Here is an 18,301-nt window from a genome sequence, read left to right as displayed (position 1 = left end):
CAGCGCAACCGCGACTGAAGTGCCGATCGCGGCGAGTCGCGCCGCGCAAAACCGTAGGGGTGACTTCATGCCCGTCTCTCCTTAGCGCCTGCCGCGTCCACCGCCACCACCGCCCCGCATTCCGCCGCCTCTGTGGAAGCCCGAAGACTGCGCGCTCGATCGGCCGCGGCTGAAGTCGCGCTGCGAGGCGCTGCCGCCGCCCACACCCTGGAAGGCTCTTTCGCGACTACCGCTGTAGCCGGCACGGTCGCCTGCATAGCCCCCCCGGTCACCGCCGAAGCTGCCGTGGTCACCCAGACCGGCACCGTTCGCGCCGCCTGCGCGATTTGCGACCCCCGCGTTGCCCGCACCGGCCCGGTCGCCCAAGCCGGCCCGATCGGATGCGCCACCCGTGCGGCCACGGAAGTCACCGCGTCCGTCGGCACCGGGAACGTTGTTGCCGAATTTTTCGCGGGACGCGTTGTCGCGATACGCAACACCCTGTCGATGGCTCCCGTCATGCTGCCACTTGCCGCCCTGAACCTTCGAGCGATCAAAGTTGCGATCGATGTTGGCGGCCTTGTCGACGTTGATATTCACGTCTCCGCCACCCCAGTTGCAGTTGCCGAAGATCGCGCCTGCGGCGGCGAGACCGACGCCCCAGGCGAGGCCGGTGGCGAACGCGGCGCCGGGATAGTAAGCCGGATACGGCGGCCAGTAGTAAGGGGGGTAGGCCGGATAGCTCCATCCGCCATACACCACGGTCGGGTTGTAGGCCGGCACGTAGATCACTTCCGGATTCGCCGGTTCGATGCGCACGATCGTCTGGGTGGTCGTCTGTCCGCCCGCCGGCGCGGGTTCCACGATCACGTTCTGCTGTTCATTCGACTTCAGGTTCCCCGACTCCTGCGCCTTCGCGCGCAATCGCTGCACCGCCGCGAGCACGTCCTTTTCCTGCGCGAGGAAGGCGTCGCCCAGCTTCTGGGTCCAGTCGAGCTTGTCGTTCATTGGCTCGAGTGCCTGGGGAAATGCAACCAGCGATTTCACGCTGACATCCCAGGGCTGGTCCTGCACCGCCTTCACCGCGGCGTCGCCCTTGATGTCCGGATTGGCCTTGACCCATCGCGCGGCATACACGATCTCCAGCGGATAGGTCGAAGCGATCAGCACCTGCGACAGGACAGAGTCCGGATAGAGTGCGATCGGCGCAACCAGCGCCTCGATCTCCTCCGGGTTGAAGGCGGGCTGTTGCGCCTGGTTCTGTGCGCCCACGCCGCACGAACCAATCATTAGTACCACGATCAACCCCATCCGGACTGCTTGCGACAGTCTCTCACTCCACCGGATCATGGCTGCTCCTCCCGACTGATCGATATGCCAGATGGCACGTGGATTTCTTGTTGGCGTTACGGGATCGTGCAAATGGCAGCGCCTGCTTACAGCCGTTTGCGGCGCCTCGCTGTATCCATGCTAGACCATCAATGGCGTTTGGGAAGGGCGGTCAGCGCGTTTTGCGCGTCGCGAGCCAAACGCCGGCCCGCATCCCCTCCCTGGCGTATTCGCGCTACGGGCCGCGCCAGCGCTCTTGCAATCGTCCAGCGCGCAGCCTGCACAGGTCTGCCTCAACGACATGCGATTGTGTGCCGAAACGTCCTGAATGAAGTAATGTTCCGAACACGCCCTCTGTATGGGACCTGGGAGAAGATCATGAACAGACGTTGTCCGGTTTCGCTGGCAATCGCTGTCAGTCTTGTTGTTTCATACGCGTACGGGCCTTCCGCAGTGGCGCAGACGGGCGCCCCGGGTACAAAGCAGATGCAGGACGCACAGCGAAAAGCCGAACAGAAGGCACGCGGGGCCCAGAAGAACCCTGATACGCACGCGTCGCACTCCAGCGCTGCGAGTGCCCCGGCGGCGTCGGCACCGTAGTTTCCCTGAGATATCAATCGCCGGACCGTGGTTGCCGGATACTGAACGGCCTGATCGGTCGCCGCGAAACGCGCTGCACGTTTCCGGGGTATTGGGGCGAACCCATGCCTGCCATGGCGTGCATCCGGCGGGCACAGCCCCTGGCCGGGCACGCCATTGCACAAGCGACGGCCGCGTTTCTTCAAGCATCCAGATTGATCGACGGATTGGTCACGCGTCGCACGCGCGTCGGACCGCTCGTGAAAACCCGCGGTATGGGGTGGCGTTGGGCGGCGGTGACGCGCTCCCCGCCGTCAGCGACTGACAACGGTCATGCTGCTCACCTGTGCTATTTTCGCAACGATGGATTCAGAGCCGGTCAACGCCCAACCGATAGTGACAGCCTTTGATCATGCCGAGATTGCACCTGTGTTCATTCAGTGGCGCTTCATCGTTCGCATGGCGGGTTCTCTTCGCTGCGTTCCTCGTCGATCACGCCTGCGCCCAGGGGGTGGCCAGCCAGATCGTGGACCGGCCTGTATTCGGTGCAAACGTCAAGGATCACGCCAACGCCGTACTGTCCGTGATGACGTACACCACTGTCCCGGACGTCACGACCAGTTCGCTGTCCATCAATAGCGGCGCCACGGGCAACCCGGGCTTCGGCCAGTCGCAGCTCGGCGGCGGTTTTACCCTCAGCAGGAAATTCCCGCTCTACCTCGAAGGCACGATCGCATATAGCCGTTACGATCCGACGTTCGTCGCCAGTGAAGGCGGCGAGCAGCGATTTCTCCCGAGCAGGTGGAATACGGCCAGTGCGACGGTCGGCATCGGATGGGATTTCCGCATTACGGACGAACTGGCTTTGCGCCCGATACTGAACGGTACGCTGGGCCGGGTAGCGAGCGACCTCAAGATTGCCGGCACGGTCATCAACCGGGTTGCGGACAAGGACATCCAGTTTCTTGACGGTGGCGCACTCGACGCCTACGGCTACGGCGGCTCGCTGATGCTCGATTACGAGCACTATCGGGAAAACTACGAGGTCGATGTCGAGTTGCGTGCAACCGACATCTACCTGCGCAGCTTCGGCGCAACGTCGGAAGGAGTGCAGGGATCGGCGGCGGCGCAGCAGCTGAGCGTGTGGGCCCGCTGGCGCGCCCCGACCGGCATGCACGCACTCGACCGGCCGGTTCGCTATGTACTCGAAGCCGCCTACTCGCAATATTTCGGTGACAGCGCCGGTGTGCTCGGCTTCAACAACCTGACTTCGTTAGGTGTCGGGCTGGAGCTCGACAGCAGCAAGTATCCGGTCATCATCACGCGCACGCGCGCGCTGGTGCGCTACGTGTTCGGTCACAACGTCCACGGCGTGTCGTTCGGCTTTGCGATGAGCTTCTAGCCGGGGCACATCAGCTGTTGCGCGGGCCGCGCCATACCGCCTTTCCGAATCGCCGATAGCAGACCAAAGTCGTATAGCAGATTCGCGTTCAGCGTCGTACGCTTGGTTTGAAAGAAATGATGGGGCGCCGCGACCCGGGGCGTTGCGCCCGCGTGCGTCCCCGGAACCGGATTCGTCGCGACACCGGCGGCACTGTGCATGCCCCAGTTTCCTGCGTGGCGAGCGGTGCTGCCTGCCGCGCCGTCGGCGCTCGATTCGCAACCGGCAGGAGAAACACAGTGATCGCCGGTTTTGCAGCAGTTCCACTGAGGAGAGTCTCATGAACCGCCGTACCTTCTTTTCCCTGACCGCTATCGCTCTCGCGAGCTCGCTGGTCGCCTGCAGTTCCACCAGGGACCCTGCGGAAGCGGCCAGCAAGCGCCACGAAATCGACGCCGGCGTCGATGGCGCCCTCAACAAGCTGTATACATCGACGCCAGGTGCGCAGGCAACGGGTGCCAAGGCCAAGGCCATTCTGGTCTTCCCGTCGGTGATCGCCGCGGGCCTCGTGGTGGGTGGCGAATACGGAGAAGGTGCACTGCGCCAGGGGGGCTCGTCCGTCGGCTATTACAAGACCAGTACGGCTTCGTTCGGCCTGCAGATTGGCGCCCAGTCGAAGGCTGTGATCATGATGTTCATGACCCAGGAAGCGCTCGATAAATTCCGGACGAGCGACAAGGGCTGGACGGCCGGCGTAGATGGTTCGGTAGCGGTGGCAAAGACGGGTGCGAACGGTACGCTCGACACCGCGACGACGAACGCGCCGATTATCGGTTTCGTGCTGACGAACTCCGGGCTGATGGCCAACCTGAGCTTCGAAGGCACCAAGGTCAGCAAGCTCGATATCTGAACGTTGCGTAGCGCCGCACGAACGACCGGCGGAGCGTGGCATGCAGCGCGCCCCGCGGGTCGTTGCGTCAATGGTTGAAGGAGCCCCGGCGAGTTCGCGCAGAAGACAGCGAGAGACCATGCCCGGCACTGGAACCCGTTAACCTGGCGCCGGACGCATCATTTTCGAAAGCGCATCCAGAAGTCGTGTTCCGTCGATGCTCCCCCAACCGGTACAAGGATCCCAACCGTCTCCGGATCGGTAATACGGCGTGTGGAGGCCCGGATCGTTATTGCCCTGGGTGACGTCGTTGCATACCGATGTGCCCAATTGATACAGCGTCGGATTGAGAATACCCAGTTTCAGGTTCAACGCGCTGCGCAGGACCGCTGCGAGACCCGCGAACAAAGGCGCGGCACAACTCGTCCCCGTCATCTGGAACCTGTGGCCGTTGATGTAGAACCAGTCGGTTTCACCTGACCCGCCGCAGGCGACCATCCCGGCAATGTCAGGAATGAGCCGGTTAGTCAAAACGTTGCCCTTGCTGTCGGTTATCTGCGTAATATCCGCAAGGCGCTGATAGCAGGGTAGCGGGAAGGTCTGACTTGCTCCACCGCCACTCGCGCCGTGAAAGGAACCCACAGCGTCCGGGCATCCGATGTTATTCCACACCCATTCTTCTGACGGGGCTGCGGCGTCGCTCACGCGTCCAATGACCGTGCCTCCCACGCACGTAACCCATGGATCGCTTCCCGGATAGTTCACGTGAGCTGCTCCGTCGCCGACAAAGGAATTGCTGCCGTCGTCGTGGGAGATCATGAAGACGGTGATGCCGACAGCGGCCAGCCGCTGAAACAGGTCCGACACGATGGCCGCGACGGAACCCGGTTCGGAAGGGGATCCGATGGTGCCGTCGCTATGCCGAAAGCCGAAGCTGCATGTCACGACCGTGGGCTGCCGTTCGCCTTCGGGTACCAGAATACGATTCAGGCACGCAATAAGACCTTGCTCGCTGGCCTCCGTAAAGTACACATTGATCGTAGCGCCCTGAGCCACCGTTGCACAGGTGCAGATGTCCTGCGTTACTTCCATGACGAAGCCGCCTCCGGCCGCTACGGCATCCGTGCGATTGCCATACGTATTGGCACCCACGGTGACATTGATGTCGTTGAGAACGGGTGGCTTCCGGTAGGCCCCATCAGCCAGACCGGGAAAATACAGGTCCAGGATGTCGCTCGCCAGATAACCCGAGTACGGGCGATCGCCTTCGCCTGGCGGTGCTGACGGGGCGATGACGGCGATTGTCTGATCGGCGGCTCCGGTGTTCGGGAAGTTGTAGTATTTCGCGATTTCCGGAACTGACATCGGCCGCGCAAACGGCGGATCACCGGACCCGATGCCGGCGCGTCCGGATCTGCGATTATCGAGTCCGACGACAGCCTGTACCACATGCTCGAGCTGGCTCGGCAAACGAACGTGGCCGTCGTATCCATGATAGGTGTGTGCGTTTGTGTGGGTCGCCTGTGGCGAGTTCACAGTTTTTGTGGACTTGTACGGAACGACTTGCGGATCACGCGCCTCATAGCGGTTGATCGTTGTGTCGAACGCGCGATTGAGTTGAGCAGCCGTTCCTTTTAGCGTTACGCTGCGCCTCGCAGGATGGCTGTCGAGTACGGCAAGACCGTTCGTCGCGGCGAATGCGGTAATGGCGTCGATATCCGCCTGAGCTGCGCCGTAGCTTGCCGCATATTCATCCGGAGCAGGGTAGCGGCGGCGGTGAGGCGGCGTAGCTTGCCAGTGTTCGAGGTCAGGTAACGGAGGCCCGCCAGGCCGAGGACGAACGATAAGTGTGACAGCGATTTCCTTATCGGCATCGACCGGTCCAACGAACTGATGATGGGTTGGACGCTCACGCTTGCTGCCGCGAAGTACCACATATTCCTGACGCACTGGCATGTGAACCTCCGGTCTGCGGTACTTCAAAGAGTCGTTCGATAGAGACGCTAGTCAGGTTGAATTGTCGCGGCAGTACCTTGCCGGTGTTCTGTGCGTAAGCCCACAGAACCGGTCGGTTCGAGGTGCAGCGTCCGGTATGAAAATCATGCTGACGAGGACTGGCGGTCCGTTTTCGATCGGGAAAGATGCGACGGGTATTACGGCGGTTCCTGAGACGTACTGGATGCGGTCTGGATGGGTGGGAATTGCCAGTACGGATTTATTATTTTACATAAGATAAAGAGAACTACCGGAGACATTGGTGTTACCAGATTCCGCCGCCTTGGTAGAGGGGGCTACCGACAGACCAACCGCGCACACGATCAAGTTCAGCGCGATAGCCCCCGCCGCTTTTCCCCAGATTGATTCCCATAGCGCGCGCGCGTGTTCGTCCTTCGAGCGCTCGTACTGTGACGCAGCGATAACCTCGATAGGCTCTACGCCGATGATGTCGGCTATACGAGCGCAGGCAAGTTCGTCCGGGACGGAATGTCCGAGTCGCCACTTGCTAACCGAAGCCCGCGTAACTCCCAGCGCCTTGGCGGTCGCGTAGTCGGACGGAAGGTCCAACTTCGCCTTTACCGCGTCCAGATATTCCCCAGTCGTCTTCATGCAAACCCCGATTGTCAAGTGGTACGGCGTTTACCATACGTCAAGTCGTCAACAGCACGCAACGTATCGCGCAGTTGACTTGTATCGCGCGGTTGACGTATTGTTCGTGCGTCGGGTCGCACAAAGCAGCCTGAACCCCGCTGTGGCGACTGATCCTCGCCTTTAGGCGACCCGGCTCCAACCGGCTCAGGGGTTCAAAAGGGGATTCGTCATGCGTAACAAACTCTCACAAATTCATCCTTCCGCGCTGGGCGGATACACGCTCGATGGCCCGTATTTTCGCCAGCCGCTCAAGGCCACGCGTCGCGCATTGCGCGCGCGTTTGGCGCTGCTGCTCGCGGTGGTGGTCGGCGGATGCGGGCAGGCTGGGGCGGAAGACAGCTCGCTGGATTACGTGGGCGGAATGAATTCAGTAGCGAGGGTGATCGACCACGAAACGGGTTGCCAGTACATCACCATGAGTGGACGTATTACCCCGCGCCTCAATGCGTACGGCAAGCCGATGTGCAGCCGGTCATGACTCCCGAAAACAGCGAAGACGTGAGCTACGGCTACGTGCCCGGATCGATCGGCACGCCGGGGACGTTTTTCGTTGAGTGGGCACCCAGGGCGACCCCGGCCAGCGACCGCGCACGGCGCGAAGCGATGGCGGCACTCGCACCGATTCTCAAAAAACACCGCAGGCAGGCGACACCAAAGCGCGCGCACGTCGCGCCGGCGGAATTCCAACGTGCGCGCGCACAACACATCAAGGGATAAAACATGCAACCGTGGGACTCGGCATTTATCAAGCTGGACAGCAAGCACCCGGACGCGGGCCGCGCGGGCCTCGTGCAGGCGGTCGATAAGGACGCGCAATCCGTCAGCCTGCGACTCGACGCGGACGGCGTGAACCCGGTCAAGTTCGCGACGGCGCACTTTGACGACGTGACGCGGCTGGGCTAAGCAATGGGCGCGCTGATGGTCCTGTCGAAGTTCCGCACTGGCGACAAGGTGCGCGTGGAAGCGAAGGGCGACTTCTACGCGTTCATTGACGGCTGGTTTGGCGTCGTCGCGGCGGTGGGACCGAAGCCCGCCAACGCCTGCCACTCGCAGATCCCGGAAGGGTATGCGTGCATCGAAGTCGAACGCGACGGCACACGGACATTCCTCGTGCCGTTCGATGAACTGGTGTTCTCGCTCTGATGCAGCACGTTACCGACCAGCAATGGGCCGCTTCCGTGGTCGCGGAGATTCCGCGCCCGTGGGCGGCTCGTTTGCTGTCGGCGTGGGAAAAGCGCCGTGCCTCGTTCAATCCCCTTGTGACGACAGGCGAGGGGATCGCACGACGCAAGGCCAACGAGCAGCTACGCGCCGACGTGGCGCTCATGCGTCCGGTGTCGGACGTGTTGCCGCTCGACGCCTCGGACACCGATCTATGTAACGCGGCTTGGAACATGGCGGAGAAGTGCCGCGTCAAGCTGCTGACGATTGAAGCGGAGCAGGAGCATGTTCGTACCGCCGATTTTCTATGTGCCGTCCATGCTGCCGGAGTGGTTGCATCAGCAACGGCAATTGACGCATTTGAACAGCGCACCGCCCTTGCGCGAATCTGCATTGCCGGTGGCATCGCGGCGCCAGAAGAAACGCGTTATGAGGATTTGCCCGCCGTGCGTCGGATGGTTGCGGCGCACTGGTGGAAGGGCCGTCTGCGCAAGGCACACGGCAAGGCGCGCGAAACGGCCGCCATCAATCTAGGCGTCGTGCGTCGCGACCGTGAGTGCTACGTGTCGGACGTGTCGAAGCTAGACCGCCAGTGGCAGAACGAACGCAACGCGGCAGCGCTCGCGGCGACCATCGCAAAAAATCTCGAGACGGAGCAGGAATTCACGCTGGCAGAGCTCGCGGCAAAAGGGCCAGCGAACGCAGCAATCAAGCGTGCGGAACTGATGACGCGCATCAACGGCTTTGAGCGGATCGCGATTGCGGCGGCGCATACGGGCCTGTTTCTGACGATCACCTGCCCGTCAAAAATGCACCGCATGAAAACGCAAGGCTCCCGCGTGGTGGAAAACGGCAAGTGGGACGGCACCACGCCCGACGAGGCGCAACGCTACCTCGCGAAAGTCTGGGCGCGCATCCGTGCGGCGCTCGCACGCGGCACGAAGAAGCATCCGCCGGTGAGTCTTTACGGGTTCCGCATTGCCGAACCCCAGCACGACGGCACGCCGCACTGGCACTGCCTCTTTTTCTATCCGCAGGAAGACGATGCGCACGTGCGGGCGACGGTGCGCCGCTACGCGCTCGAAATGGACGGCAACGAACCCGGCGCGCAGGAGAAGCGGTGCGACTTCAAAACCATGGATCCGGCCAAAGGCACCGCCGCAGGCTACATCGCCAAATACATCGCAAAAAACATCGACGGATACCGCCTTGAAAAAGACTTGGAGGGTAACGATGCACTCGAAACCTCGGCACGTGTTGAAGCGTGGGCCACGCGCTGGCGCATCCGCCAGTTCCAGCAGATCGGCGGGCCTCCCGTTACGGTGTGGCGCGAGCTACGCCGCGTGGAAAGTGTCCCGGCTGATTCACCAGCGCATGTGCGCAAAGCGCACGCGGCGGTTAATCGAGTTGCGTTGCTCGAAGGGCGCGAGAACGCCTCAGTTGCGTGGGATCACTACGTGGAAGCACAAGGTGGGATTGCGTGCGGTCGTGGCTATCGCGTCAGGATCGCAAAGATACCGGGCGAGGCGGTAGGGCGCTACGGCGAAACCGGTGCGCCGCAAATCGTGGGTATCGAGTACTTCGAAGTCGCCAAGGTGCGCGACGCGGTAGGCAACTGGATCGACGTATTGCCGCGCACGGTGACGGTCGAATCGAAGCGCTTCACGTGGGAAATCATGCGACCGGCAGCAAGCGCACGCGCGGGCTATGCGGCGCGTCCGGTGACGGGTTTGGATTTGGGTTTGAAGCGCGCGCAGCGCGCGCCTTGGACCTGTGTAAATAACTGTACGGGGGAAGGGGAAAATGGGCGATATCGCGAAGTTGAAAGAGATGGCGGAAGAGGCGCAGAAGGAGATAGACGGGCTCTCGACCATGGTGAGAATCGCAGGCGCGAAGCAAGTCGCGCTGATGCAAGAAATGATCAACCTTATCCGGGGGCTGTAACGTGAAAACACGACCGAAAAAGACCATCATCGGCACCGCCGCATGCGTCTGCTGTGGGCGCGACATTCCCGCCAAGCAAAGCGAAACGGGCACGCTCGACCTTTCCTGCCAGTGGTGCGAACTGCCGACGTATGCGAAGGCGGGTACTGAGGCACACCGCGTGCTAATGGCGCGCGTCAAGCGCCACGCGGAGCCGGAACCGGACGCGACGAAACCGGTGCATGCGCCGCCCGTCGAACCGAAACCCGCCGCGCGCGCTGCGCGCTCGGTGTTTGATCTGCTCGGCGGTGTCGCATGAAGACCATCGAACCGAAGGGCGACGGCCTGCCCATGGAAAAGCCGACGCTCGACGCGTCGCCGTCGTTCGATGCGCTGGGCAGCATGGTTGCGGACATCGACAGCCAGGCACACGAAGCGGTCAATCCGGGCGCGGCGCAGGCAGCGGCGGAAGCTGCGGCGAATGCGCCGGATTACGCACGCGGCGCGGCGGGCGTGGTGGACCTCGCGCGCGGCATGATCGATGGCTACGCGCCGGGGGCCGCATGGGACGGCGCAACGTCGGCGCGTATGGCGGCGGCGCTGACGCCCGTCTTCGAAAAGTACGGCTGGGATATGGAAAGCGCGTTCCCGTGCGAACTGGTGGCGCTGATGGTCTGCGGGCCGGTGCTGTACCAGTCGGCGCGCGCGGTGGCGCTCAAAATCCGGCAGGACCGCTTCGCGCTCGAAAACGCGGCGCGCGGCATGACGGACCCGAACACGATCAAGGGCGCGGCGGGCATGGAATCCGGCACGCCAGCGGGCGCGGCGGGCATCGGCGATATCACGGCAGCGGATACGCTTGCCGGGGCCGCTGCGGGCCTGCCCGTGTTCCCGGAAATGTGATGGCAACGCGTGCACCTGTTCACGGCGTCGGCGCGAAGGCGCACATTGAGGCGGTGCTCGGCGCGACCGGCTCTGGCAAGTCGTCGTATGTGAAGGCGCTGATGCAACGGGCGAAGCCTCGGCGGCTGCTGATCTTCGATCCGGAGGGAGAGTGGGGCGAATTCGGCACAGTCACTACGCGGCTACATGACGTGCTAGAAGGGTTCAAGGCGGCAGGCAAGGACGGCGCGATACGGTGCGTGTTCGTGCCGTCGCCTGACCCGGCAACCGCCGTGAAGCAATTCGATGCCGTATGTCGAATCGCGTTCGCGGCGGAACGCCTGACGTTTATCGTTGACGAACTGAAAAGCGTCACGAGCCCGTCGCGCTCGCCGGTCGGGTGGGGCATGCTCACGGGCCGGGGCCGCAAGCGCGGCATCATCATCTACGGCCTGTCGCAGCGGCCCGCGTCCATCGACAAGGATTTTCTAGGCAACTGCAACTATGTTCGCACGGGGCGGCTCACCTATAGCGAAGACCAGCGAGCCGTGGCACGCGTGCTCGGCGTGCCGGAGCCCGACATAGGCGCGTTACCTGACCTCGCATGGATTCGGCGCGATATGGCAACCGGCGAGACCAAGCGCGGCACGCCGTGACACCGACCTAGACACCGCTCTATAGACACCGCTTCGGCGGTGTTTTTTTTCGTCTGCGCGTCGGTGTCCAGGGCGTCGCAGGGACACGACACCGAAAAAAAATATTTAGTGCCGAAATTGGCACTTTTGCCGGTGTCCATGGGACGCGTTCCATAGGTCGCGGCTTAGGGTTTTTCGATACTCCGGTTGCAATCTGCGGGCTACGACACGGGCCGCATGGGGCGGCAATCCAAACAACGTCGGAGAGTCGAAACCATGAACGTCAAATCCATCCTGCGCGCGTACGGCATGTACCTCGCGTTCAACGCCGCAACGAAACTGATCGTGCGTCCGGTCGCCACGTCGCTGAACGTGCCGCTGCTGACGACCATCGTTTCGTAAGCGTCCCGACCAACCAACACACATAAGGGGCGCACATGCTGCTCATTAAAAACGTTCCGTTTAACAACGTCGTCGCGAACGGCGTCGCAACGGTCAACCTGCCTATCGGCATGTCGTACAACAAGATCATCCTCGCGCTGGGCGGCACGTTCACGAAGGCGATGATCACGAACGTCAACGTGAAGGTGAACGGCAAGATCATTTTTCAGGAATCGGGCTCGCGGCTCGACCTGATCAACCAGTATCGCGGCCTGACGGCGGCGGCTGGTTTCCTGACGCTGGACTTCACGGAGCCGCGCGCCAAAACGATGATCGAACAGTACGTCGGCAACATCAACACGGCGCAAAGCGTGTCGTCGCTGACGGTCGAAGTCACGATCGCGGGCGCAACGTCGCCGACGCTCGACAGCTATTCGGAACTGGGCCCGCCCGCACAACTCGGCGTGATCGCGAAGCACATTCCGTTCACGCAGGCGTTCGCATCGAGCGGCAAGATTCCGATGAAGCTCATCGACATCACGAACCGTGGCGGCATCATCAAGCGCGTGCACTTCGCGCACACGGGCAACCTGTCGCAGCTTGAGGTGAAGAAAAACGGCATCGTCATCTGGGACAACGTGCTGGCAGCGGTGAACAGCTTCTGGCAGGGCGAATACCAGAAGACCTCGCAGGCCAACCTGTACAGCTACGACCCGTGCGCGGACAACAACTACGCCAACGCGGTGAAGACCGCCGACGCGACTTCGCTGGAGTTCAACCCGACCTTTTCCGCTGCGGACACCGTGACGGCAGTGGTCGAAGTGCTGGACGTGCTGGGCAACATGTAAGCACCGGGGGCGACGCCCGCCCCGCTTGATTGCGTAGTGGCGGGCGTTTTCTTTTCACTCTTTCGGGGATTTACATGTTTGATGATCTTGGATCACTCGCGCAGCAGTACGGACTTGGCGATAACACGTACCAGTTCGTCGGCCCGCAAAGCGATGGCACGTACAACATTCCGGCGACAGGCATGGCGATCACGGGCGCGTCGGACACGGCGGGCAGCGGCTACAACTATGCGCCGGGCGTGTTCAACCTGCTGAATAACGGCCTGTCGGCATTGACCGGCATCTACAACACGAGCCAGACGCTTGACTACAAGCGATACGAAGCCACGCAGGCAGGGCTTGTCGCGCAGGGTCAGGCGGCGGCAACGGTGGCATCGGCCAGCATCGGCGCGGTGAACGCGAACAAGATGCTGCTGATTCTGGGCGTCTTCGCCGTGGTCGCGCTCGCGATCCACAAGGGGTAAGCCGTGTATTGGGCCATGGCGGCGCAGGCCGCAGCACAGTTCGGCACGGCCCTCTTTGGCGGCGGGCAGGCGCCGGAAGTGGCATCCAACCAGCCATTCAACCCGTTCACGACGGACGACAGCGGCTGGGCGGTCAACTTCGGCAGCGGCACGGCGAGCGCACAACCGAACCCGGTTTCACAGCTCGCGCAGGGCTTGGCCAACTCCAGCCAGAACGTCACGAGCGATCCAATGATGATGATCGCGGCGCTCGCGGTGGTCGCACTGATTTTCCACAAGGGCAAATGATCACGCTACGCCACGAACCGGCCAGCGACGCGCAGCGCGCGGAAGTCGCAGCCGCGTTCGACACGTTGCCTTTCATGGTCGCGAAAACCGACACGAGCGGCGGCATGGTGACGGGGGTGGATTGCCTGGACGGCGGCCAGTTCTTCAGGGTGTACAGCGACGGCGAGCCGGTCGCGTTTTACGTGCTGCGGGCGCGGCAGGGCCGGGCCGGTGTGACGGCGGAAATTGCCCTCGCGCACGGTCGCGCGGGCTTTGATCTGGTGGGCGAAGTGTTGCCGATGATCGAGCGGCAATGCGCCGGGTGCAAGGCGCTGCGCATCGAGACGCGGCGTGCGGGCCTGATGAAAAAACTACAGCGCGCGGGCTATCAGCAGGCCAGCGTGATTCTGACGAAGGAACTGCAATGATCTTGCGCCCGGAACAATTGCGGCTGATGGCGATGGGCTTGCCCACGACGCCGGCCAACAAGAGCAGCGACAGCACGAGCCGCAGCGACACGACGAACCAGTACGCCGACCAGCGTAACGCGGTGCAGGGCGGCGTCGGTGTGTCTGGCAACGGCAACACGACCTACAACAGCAGCACGACGACCGATGACGGCGCGGTCACGGCGGCCATGAACGCGATGATCGCGGCCATCAATGGCAACAGCAGCACGGCAGCAGCAGCGGTCAACGCCAACAGCAGCGTCGCGAGCACGGCGATCACCAGTACAACGGCGGCATCGAACCATCTTGAAGACGTGGGGCTGTCGATGCTGCAGGCGAACACGGCGCTCGCCAACTCGCTGACCGGCGGCGCACTGCAAAGCGCGCAGCAAACGACGCAGATTGCGGCCGACCTCGCGAAAACGCAGGTGGCAGCGCAAAACGACAACCGCTATCTGATCGCAGCCGGTATCGCCGTGGTGGCCATCGTCGGCGTGGCGGCGTTCAACAAGGGGCACGCGTAATGCAGCAATTCGATATCACGGTCGCCAACACGGGCGCGTTCCCGGTGCATGCGCCGGGGCGCTACATCAAGTACGTGGCAGGCAGTAACGGCGGCGGCGATGCGTCGCTGATCGTCACGCCCGGCGGGCAGGGCGGCAGCAAGATCGTGCTGCAACCCGGGCAGGCGTACCGCGTGGCCGAAAGCAAGCCGACGCCTGATTCATGGACGCTCGCGAACAGCGCGGGCGGCGCAACGATTATCGGCAAGGTGGTGATCGGCGATGGCCGGATCGATGACAACACGTTTTCAGGCGTGGTGCAGACCGTCGATGGCGGCAAGGTGCGCACGCTCGCGGGCGCGTCGTTTATCGGCATGAACCTGACGGCAGCACCGGGCGCGGGCCAGTTTCAGCACGTCCAGCTATGGAACCCGGCGGGCAGTGGGAAGCGGCTGGTGGTCGAACAGATTGAAACGGTGTCGTCGGTGGGCGTGGGTTTCACGCACTACGCGACTACGGCGGCCATTTCCACGCTGAACGGATACGGCGTGTCCAAGCTGTTTGGAGCGCCGGCATCAGCGGCGGGGCTGCTCTACAAACAGAACAACGCAACCCTGCTGTGGACGGCCGCCGAAATGCTGACCAACGGACCGATCAATACAACCAGCCTGTTCAAGCCCGCAGAGCCTTTCGTCATTCCGCCGGGATATGGCTGGGGAATCATCGCGCAGGCAACCAATGCAGACTTGACGGCAACGTGGGAGTGGTACGAGGAACCGAACACATGAGAGCGCCGGGGCCGCTTTACATCATTGCGGCGGGCACGCTCGCGGCGGCGGCTTACGTGTGGTGGACAAACAGCCAGGCGCTTGCGACGGACACGAGCGACGGCACCGACAGCGACAGCGCATCGGACTGGACAGGGAGTTTTAGCGATATGGGTTCGACAGTGAGCAACCTTTTCACGTCGGTGTCGTCGGCGGTGAGTGACCCGAACGTGCAGGCGTTTCTAACGCTGATCCGCACGGGCGAGGGCACGACCGGCCCGAACGGCTATCGCACGCTCTACGGCGGCGGTCTCTTCACGTCGTACGCCGATCACCCGCCGGGCACGGTCACGGCGAGCGGCATCACATCGAGCGCCGCGGGCGCGTATCAGATCCTGGCGGGCACGTGGGCGGAAATCAAACTCGCGTACAGCCTGCCGGACTTTTCGCCAGCATCGCAGGATATCGCGGCAGTGGCACTCATCAAGCGACGCGGCGCGCTCGCCGACGTGGAGGCGGGCCGGTTTGACGCAGCGATCGCGAAGTGCGCGAAAGAATGGGCAAGCCTGCCGGGTTCGCCCTATGGACAACCGACGCTCACGCTCGACCGCGCACATCAAGTGCTGGCCGACGCGGGCGGCACGCAGACCGATGGAGCCTACGCATGAAACTGGACAAGAACGGTCTGCTGCTGGTGGGCGCGGCGGCGGCGGTGCTGCTGCTGGTGGTCAACCGCAGCACGGCGATGGTGGCCGGCGCGCAACCGACGAGCGGTCAGGGCTCCATCGGCTCCGGCGCTACGTCGTGGCTATCGAACGCGATCAACAACATTGCAGGCAAGCCCGTCGTGACGACCTCGGCGACCGCAGGCGGCCAGTCTGTCGGGGGCGTGACGCTCTTCGGCAACGGCACATTCGACGCGAGCGGCATGTATGTCGATCCGGGCCAGCTGACCTACAACACGCAGACCGGGCAGGTGCAGGAATCGCCGTTCAGCGGCATGTATGGCCTGCTCGCGCCCGCAACCTACGGATATTGAGCCATGACGAATAAAGAACTGATGGTGCTGGCGCTGGTGGTCTACGTCGCGTACCGCTACCAGCGATCGCACAGCGGCACGAGCGCGGTCGATAAGGTCTACGCGACCGAAGCGAACACGTTCGCGACCATGGACGGAACCAATTTCATTAATTCGGTGTGGGACTCGACCAACGGGCAACCGGGCTACATGTTCGGCACCGTGCCTGCGCCGGGCGGTCTCGCGGTGACGCCGGGCCAGCCGCAGTACAGCAGCATTTTCGGGCACATGTAAATGAGCATGAAAACGAAGCTCTACCTTGCGGGCGCGCTCGCGCTGGTGGTGGCGGGCGTGTATCTCGACCGGCGCTATCAGCAGGCGGGCGGGGCGTCGGGGCTCGCGTTGCAGGTGGGCGACGTGATCTGGAACAACGCGGCCGGGGCGGTCGCGAACGTCGGCACATCGCTCTATACGAACATGACGGCGTTTGCCGACACGAAGTATCAGCAACAGCAGGCGCAGCTTAACCAGCCCACGATGCCGTTCACGCAGAGCGCGTGGGACGGTGTGCCGATGGGACTTTAAACAGCAGTACAGACCAACCCGAGGGGAAAACCATGAAGGCATTTTTCGCACGTTTGCAGGAACCGTCAACGCACGCCGCTCTGGCTGGCCTGTCGGCAGTCGCCACGCAAATCGCCATTGGCCAGGGCGCGGACCCGCACGTTGTCGGCGCAGTCGGCACGGCAGCGGCCAGCATTTTCGGCCTGCTCGGCGTATTCCTCGGCGAAGGCGCGTAATGGATGGCGCCGTGATCGTCAATATCGGCTCAATGGTGCTGGCAGCGGCGGCGACCTACGGCGCGATCCGGGCGGACCTGCGCAACATGAAAGAACGAATCACGCTGCTCGAAACCATCGTTCTAAAACCACTCACGAAGGGAGCCTGACATGGCAACTCGCAAGCGTAAGACCGCGCGCAAAGCAACGCGCAAACATAAGACCCCGGCGCGGAGCAAGCGTACGGGCCGATTCCTGAAGAAGTAACGGAGAAGCCATGCCCAAGATCAACTGGCAATCGGCGGCCATCGGTGGCGCGGCGGTGTACGCGTTCCTGTGGTGGCAGTCGAAGAAGGCGGCGTCAACCACGACCGCCACGACGTAAGAAAAAGCCCGCTTGCCGCGGGCTTTTTTCATTCTGCGGCAGGGAACTCGCAGTAGACGTAGGTCACGTTTGGCTCAATGCGCCTGACCTGTGCCGCCGTCGCGCCGACGCTGGCGAGCGTCGCTTGAACCTCGGCAATCGGCGCCTGAAGATAGAATCCGTAACCCTGAAAATTCGGGATCGTGCCGTCAGACGGCGGGGTGAAAAGAAGCGGCTCGTTGGTGTATCCAACGACCCAGCCGACCGTCATGTTGAAAAACGTCAGGGCGTTGTCGCTGGTCTTTTTGAAGTAGTTAGCGCCCTTGGGGCCGATCATTGAGGCGGGCGTTTGGATCGCATGGGCCTGAACCAGTGGCGTGAAGAAGTCGCGCACCGTCATGCTGCAATCCATGGTCCGGTCAAGCTTGTATGCGTGTGCAGTGAGCGGCAGCGCGGCACAGAGGGCCAGCAGCAGCGTTTTTGTTTTCATGGTCTCTCCGGTGAATGGAAGCGCGATTATGGCCGAAAAAAAGCCCGGGACGCACCCGGGCAAACACACGCGGTCAGCCGGGAAAACCCAGCCGCCTTGCGAGGGACGCCCGCTGCGCGCGGGCGCTTTCTATGGTGGAGTCGAACGTCCCGGCGAGTTTCGCGGCGCGCACCTTGCTCGCTACGTCCCATCGTTCGATGTAGAAGGAAAGCCGGGTCGGACTGCCCGCGTAGCCAGGTGCGACAGCGGACACCCAAACCAGTAAATCATCATAAGAAATAACGACTTGGCCGAAGAGATCGAGCATGAAAAGACCCCTTATAACGAACCGTCGAACAGGCCGGGAAATGCAGGCCTGTTCGCAGCTTAGGCGGCCATACGAAGGCCCGACAATGTCCTTTCACGCAGGTAGCGTTTGCGACTTGACATAAGATAAATTATCGATCTTTGTTGTGTCAGAGCTTTTTAGTAATGTCTGGTTCTGGCTCATTAGAAATGTCCGGTTCCCGGCTCCGGGCCGGCGGCTGTGGCGCATGCTGCGGCATCACAGCCAGCCCGGAGCCC

At 62.6% G+C, this 18,301-nt stretch carries 28 protein-coding genes; 23 read left to right on the top strand and 5 right to left on the bottom strand.

What is annotated here, in order from left to right:
• Window positions 1-81: 81 nt before the first annotated feature.
• Window positions 82-1,329, bottom strand: coding sequence for a DUF3300 domain-containing protein (locus tag LPA36_RS29205; protein ID WP_228883998.1), 1,248 nt, complete (start codon window positions 1,327-1,329; stop codon window positions 82-84).
• 970 nt (window positions 1,330-2,299) lie between these two features.
• Between LPA36_RS29205 and LPA36_RS29200 the strand changes: the two genes are divergently transcribed.
• Complete coding sequence (locus LPA36_RS29200; protein ID WP_228883997.1) at window positions 2,300-3,289, top strand: hypothetical protein; 990 nt, start codon at window positions 2,300-2,302, stop codon at window positions 3,287-3,289.
• A gap of 319 nt (window positions 3,290-3,608) precedes the next feature.
• The gene (locus tag LPA36_RS29195) at window positions 3,609-4,178 is read left to right on the top strand and encodes a BPSL1445 family SYLF domain-containing lipoprotein (RefSeq protein WP_228883996.1); all 570 of its coding nucleotides are present in this window, start codon (window positions 3,609-3,611) and stop codon (window positions 4,176-4,178) included.
• A gap of 138 nt (window positions 4,179-4,316) precedes the next feature.
• Here LPA36_RS29195 and LPA36_RS29190 read toward each other — a convergent pair whose 3' ends face one another.
• Both LPA36_RS29190 and LPA36_RS29185 read right to left on the bottom strand, forming a co-directional pair.
• Window positions 4,317-6,113 carry a S53 family peptidase gene (locus LPA36_RS29190; RefSeq protein WP_228883995.1) on the bottom strand — a complete coding sequence of 599 codons (1,797 nt, stop codon included), beginning with the start codon at window positions 6,111-6,113 and terminating at the stop codon, window positions 4,317-4,319.
• Between the two features lie 267 nt (window positions 6,114-6,380).
• Window positions 6,381-6,764 (bottom strand): helix-turn-helix domain-containing protein, encoded by a 384-nt coding sequence (locus LPA36_RS29185; protein WP_228883994.1) that lies wholly within the window; start codon window positions 6,762-6,764, stop codon window positions 6,381-6,383.
• A 211-nt stretch (window positions 6,765-6,975) separates the two neighbouring features.
• Between LPA36_RS29185 and LPA36_RS29180 the strand changes: the two genes are divergently transcribed.
• The 21 genes from LPA36_RS29180 (at window position 6,976) to LPA36_RS29085 (ending at window position 17,053) form a co-directional block, all read left to right on the top strand.
• On the top strand, window positions 6,976-7,284 hold the full coding sequence (locus LPA36_RS29180; protein ID WP_228883993.1) for a hypothetical protein: 309 nt from the start codon (window positions 6,976-6,978) through the stop codon (window positions 7,282-7,284).
• Window positions 7,281-7,523: a hypothetical protein gene (locus tag LPA36_RS29175; protein WP_228883992.1), complete on the top strand. Its 243-nt coding sequence runs from the start codon at window positions 7,281-7,283 to the stop codon at window positions 7,521-7,523. The genes LPA36_RS29180 and LPA36_RS29175 overlap by 4 nt, the downstream gene beginning before the upstream one ends.
• Window positions 7,524-7,526: 3 nt before the next feature.
• Complete coding sequence (locus tag LPA36_RS29170) at window positions 7,527-7,709, top strand: hypothetical protein (RefSeq protein ID WP_228883991.1); 183 nt, start codon at window positions 7,527-7,529, stop codon at window positions 7,707-7,709.
• Between the two features lie 3 nt (window positions 7,710-7,712).
• Window positions 7,713-7,949, top strand: a complete 237-nt coding sequence (locus LPA36_RS29165) for a hypothetical protein (RefSeq protein ID WP_228883990.1) — start codon at window positions 7,713-7,715, stop codon at window positions 7,947-7,949.
• A gap of 35 nt (window positions 7,950-7,984) precedes the next feature.
• The gene (locus LPA36_RS29160) at window positions 7,985-9,916 is read left to right on the top strand and encodes a replication endonuclease (protein WP_228883989.1); all 1,932 of its coding nucleotides are present in this window, start codon (window positions 7,985-7,987) and stop codon (window positions 9,914-9,916) included.
• A complete protein-coding gene (locus LPA36_RS29155) occupies window positions 9,913-10,209 on the top strand; it encodes a hypothetical protein (RefSeq protein WP_228883988.1) in 297 nt (98 codons plus the stop codon). Before LPA36_RS29160 ends, LPA36_RS29155 begins: the two co-directional genes overlap by 4 nt.
• Window positions 10,206-10,793, top strand: a complete 588-nt coding sequence (locus tag LPA36_RS29150; RefSeq protein WP_228883987.1) for a hypothetical protein — start codon at window positions 10,206-10,208, stop codon at window positions 10,791-10,793. Before LPA36_RS29155 ends, LPA36_RS29150 begins: the two co-directional genes overlap by 4 nt.
• The gene (locus LPA36_RS29145) at window positions 10,793-11,428 is read left to right on the top strand and encodes a helicase HerA domain-containing protein (RefSeq protein ID WP_228883986.1); all 636 of its coding nucleotides are present in this window, start codon (window positions 10,793-10,795) and stop codon (window positions 11,426-11,428) included. Before LPA36_RS29150 ends, LPA36_RS29145 begins: the two co-directional genes overlap by 1 nt.
• A 255-nt stretch (window positions 11,429-11,683) precedes the next feature.
• Complete coding sequence (locus tag LPA36_RS29490) at window positions 11,684-11,809, top strand: hypothetical protein (protein WP_267478912.1); 126 nt, start codon at window positions 11,684-11,686, stop codon at window positions 11,807-11,809.
• 35 nt (window positions 11,810-11,844) lie between these two features.
• Complete coding sequence (locus LPA36_RS29140) at window positions 11,845-12,636, top strand: major capsid protein P2 (protein ID WP_228883985.1); 792 nt, start codon at window positions 11,845-11,847, stop codon at window positions 12,634-12,636.
• A 74-nt stretch (window positions 12,637-12,710) separates the two neighbouring features.
• A complete protein-coding gene (locus LPA36_RS29135; protein ID WP_228883984.1) occupies window positions 12,711-13,100 on the top strand; it encodes a hypothetical protein in 390 nt (129 codons plus the stop codon).
• Window positions 13,101-13,115: 15 nt separating this feature from the next.
• Window positions 13,116-13,388: a hypothetical protein gene (locus tag LPA36_RS29130; RefSeq protein ID WP_228883983.1), complete on the top strand. Its 273-nt coding sequence runs from the start codon at window positions 13,116-13,118 to the stop codon at window positions 13,386-13,388.
• Window positions 13,385-13,795, top strand: a complete 411-nt coding sequence (locus LPA36_RS29125) for a hypothetical protein (RefSeq protein WP_228883982.1) — start codon at window positions 13,385-13,387, stop codon at window positions 13,793-13,795. The genes LPA36_RS29130 and LPA36_RS29125 overlap by 4 nt, the downstream gene beginning before the upstream one ends.
• Entirely contained in the window at window positions 13,792-14,340 is a 549-nt protein-coding gene (locus LPA36_RS29120; RefSeq protein WP_228883981.1) for a hypothetical protein, read from the top strand. The genes LPA36_RS29125 and LPA36_RS29120 overlap by 4 nt, the downstream gene beginning before the upstream one ends.
• Window positions 14,340-15,107 carry a hypothetical protein gene (locus LPA36_RS29115; protein WP_228883980.1) on the top strand — a complete coding sequence of 256 codons (768 nt, stop codon included), beginning with the start codon at window positions 14,340-14,342 and terminating at the stop codon, window positions 15,105-15,107. Before LPA36_RS29120 ends, LPA36_RS29115 begins: the two co-directional genes overlap by 1 nt.
• Window positions 15,104-15,754, top strand: a complete 651-nt coding sequence (locus tag LPA36_RS29110; protein ID WP_228883979.1) for a glycoside hydrolase family 24 protein — start codon at window positions 15,104-15,106, stop codon at window positions 15,752-15,754. The genes LPA36_RS29115 and LPA36_RS29110 overlap by 4 nt, the downstream gene beginning before the upstream one ends.
• A complete protein-coding gene (locus LPA36_RS29105) occupies window positions 15,751-16,125 on the top strand; it encodes a hypothetical protein (RefSeq protein WP_228883978.1) in 375 nt (124 codons plus the stop codon). Before LPA36_RS29110 ends, LPA36_RS29105 begins: the two co-directional genes overlap by 4 nt.
• A gap of 3 nt (window positions 16,126-16,128) precedes the next feature.
• Complete coding sequence (locus LPA36_RS29100) at window positions 16,129-16,398, top strand: hypothetical protein (protein ID WP_228883977.1); 270 nt, start codon at window positions 16,129-16,131, stop codon at window positions 16,396-16,398.
• A gap of 6 nt (window positions 16,399-16,404) precedes the next feature.
• The gene (locus LPA36_RS29095; protein WP_228883976.1) at window positions 16,405-16,689 is read left to right on the top strand and encodes a hypothetical protein; all 285 of its coding nucleotides are present in this window, start codon (window positions 16,405-16,407) and stop codon (window positions 16,687-16,689) included.
• 32 nt (window positions 16,690-16,721) lie between these two features.
• Window positions 16,722-16,904 carry a hypothetical protein gene (locus LPA36_RS29090; protein ID WP_228883975.1) on the top strand — a complete coding sequence of 61 codons (183 nt, stop codon included), beginning with the start codon at window positions 16,722-16,724 and terminating at the stop codon, window positions 16,902-16,904.
• 11 nt (window positions 16,905-16,915) lie between these two features.
• Window positions 16,916-17,053, top strand: a complete 138-nt coding sequence (locus LPA36_RS29085; protein WP_228883974.1) for a hypothetical protein — start codon at window positions 16,916-16,918, stop codon at window positions 17,051-17,053.
• 243 nt (window positions 17,054-17,296) lie between these two features.
• Here the strand turns inward: LPA36_RS29085 and LPA36_RS29080 are convergent, their stop codons facing one another.
• Together LPA36_RS29080 and LPA36_RS29075 are read right to left on the bottom strand one after the other, a co-directional pair.
• Complete coding sequence (locus tag LPA36_RS29080) at window positions 17,297-17,737, bottom strand: hypothetical protein (protein WP_228883973.1); 441 nt, start codon at window positions 17,735-17,737, stop codon at window positions 17,297-17,299.
• A 73-nt stretch (window positions 17,738-17,810) separates the two neighbouring features.
• A complete protein-coding gene (locus LPA36_RS29075; RefSeq protein WP_228883972.1) occupies window positions 17,811-18,044 on the bottom strand; it encodes a hypothetical protein in 234 nt (77 codons plus the stop codon).
• Between the last annotated feature and the right edge of the window lie 257 nt (window positions 18,045-18,301).

It is taken from the genome of Paraburkholderia saeva, assembly GCF_907164555.1.
Classification (GTDB): Bacteria; Pseudomonadota; Gammaproteobacteria; order Burkholderiales; family Burkholderiaceae; genus Paraburkholderia; species Paraburkholderia saeva.
This window is presented reverse-complemented; position numbering and strand designations above follow the sequence as displayed.

What these genes read in the sequence shown, in the direction of transcription:
- LPA36_RS29205 (WP_228883998.1), bottom strand. Translation starts at nt 1,329, where the DNA reads ATGATCCGGTGGAGTGAGAGACTGTCGCAAGCAGTCCGGATGGGGTTG.
- LPA36_RS29200 (WP_228883997.1), top strand. Translation starts at nt 2,300, where the DNA reads ATGCCGAGATTGCACCTGTGTTCATTCAGTGGCGCTTCATCGTTCGCA.
- LPA36_RS29195 (WP_228883996.1), top strand. Translation starts at nt 3,609, where the DNA reads ATGAACCGCCGTACCTTCTTTTCCCTGACCGCTATCGCTCTCGCGAGC.
- LPA36_RS29190 (WP_228883995.1), bottom strand. Translation starts at nt 6,113, where the DNA reads ATGCCAGTGCGTCAGGAATATGTGGTACTTCGCGGCAGCAAGCGTGAG.
- LPA36_RS29185 (WP_228883994.1), bottom strand. Translation starts at nt 6,764, where the DNA reads ATGAAGACGACTGGGGAATATCTGGACGCGGTAAAGGCGAAGTTGGAC.
- LPA36_RS29180 (WP_228883993.1), top strand. Translation starts at nt 6,976, where the DNA reads ATGCGTAACAAACTCTCACAAATTCATCCTTCCGCGCTGGGCGGATAC.
- LPA36_RS29175 (WP_228883992.1), top strand. Translation starts at nt 7,281, where the DNA reads ATGACTCCCGAAAACAGCGAAGACGTGAGCTACGGCTACGTGCCCGGA.
- LPA36_RS29170 (WP_228883991.1), top strand. Translation starts at nt 7,527, where the DNA reads ATGCAACCGTGGGACTCGGCATTTATCAAGCTGGACAGCAAGCACCCG.
- LPA36_RS29165 (WP_228883990.1), top strand. Translation starts at nt 7,713, where the DNA reads ATGGGCGCGCTGATGGTCCTGTCGAAGTTCCGCACTGGCGACAAGGTG.
- LPA36_RS29150 (WP_228883987.1), top strand. Translation starts at nt 10,206, where the DNA reads ATGAAGACCATCGAACCGAAGGGCGACGGCCTGCCCATGGAAAAGCCG.
- LPA36_RS29145 (WP_228883986.1), top strand. Translation starts at nt 10,793, where the DNA reads ATGGCAACGCGTGCACCTGTTCACGGCGTCGGCGCGAAGGCGCACATT.
- LPA36_RS29490 (WP_267478912.1), top strand. Translation starts at nt 11,684, where the DNA reads ATGAACGTCAAATCCATCCTGCGCGCGTACGGCATGTACCTCGCGTTC.
- LPA36_RS29140 (WP_228883985.1), top strand. Translation starts at nt 11,845, where the DNA reads ATGCTGCTCATTAAAAACGTTCCGTTTAACAACGTCGTCGCGAACGGC.
- LPA36_RS29135 (WP_228883984.1), top strand. Translation starts at nt 12,711, where the DNA reads ATGTTTGATGATCTTGGATCACTCGCGCAGCAGTACGGACTTGGCGAT.
- LPA36_RS29130 (WP_228883983.1), top strand. Translation starts at nt 13,116, where the DNA reads ATGGCGGCGCAGGCCGCAGCACAGTTCGGCACGGCCCTCTTTGGCGGC.
- LPA36_RS29125 (WP_228883982.1), top strand. Translation starts at nt 13,385, where the DNA reads ATGATCACGCTACGCCACGAACCGGCCAGCGACGCGCAGCGCGCGGAA.
- LPA36_RS29120 (WP_228883981.1), top strand. Translation starts at nt 13,792, where the DNA reads ATGATCTTGCGCCCGGAACAATTGCGGCTGATGGCGATGGGCTTGCCC.
- LPA36_RS29115 (WP_228883980.1), top strand. Translation starts at nt 14,340, where the DNA reads ATGCAGCAATTCGATATCACGGTCGCCAACACGGGCGCGTTCCCGGTG.
- LPA36_RS29110 (WP_228883979.1), top strand. Translation starts at nt 15,104, where the DNA reads ATGAGAGCGCCGGGGCCGCTTTACATCATTGCGGCGGGCACGCTCGCG.
- LPA36_RS29105 (WP_228883978.1), top strand. Translation starts at nt 15,751, where the DNA reads ATGAAACTGGACAAGAACGGTCTGCTGCTGGTGGGCGCGGCGGCGGCG.
- LPA36_RS29100 (WP_228883977.1), top strand. Translation starts at nt 16,129, where the DNA reads ATGACGAATAAAGAACTGATGGTGCTGGCGCTGGTGGTCTACGTCGCG.
- LPA36_RS29095 (WP_228883976.1), top strand. Translation starts at nt 16,405, where the DNA reads ATGAAAACGAAGCTCTACCTTGCGGGCGCGCTCGCGCTGGTGGTGGCG.
- LPA36_RS29090 (WP_228883975.1), top strand. Translation starts at nt 16,722, where the DNA reads ATGAAGGCATTTTTCGCACGTTTGCAGGAACCGTCAACGCACGCCGCT.
- LPA36_RS29080 (WP_228883973.1), bottom strand. Translation starts at nt 17,737, where the DNA reads ATGAAAACAAAAACGCTGCTGCTGGCCCTCTGTGCCGCGCTGCCGCTC.
- LPA36_RS29075 (WP_228883972.1), bottom strand. Translation starts at nt 18,044, where the DNA reads ATGCTCGATCTCTTCGGCCAAGTCGTTATTTCTTATGATGATTTACTG.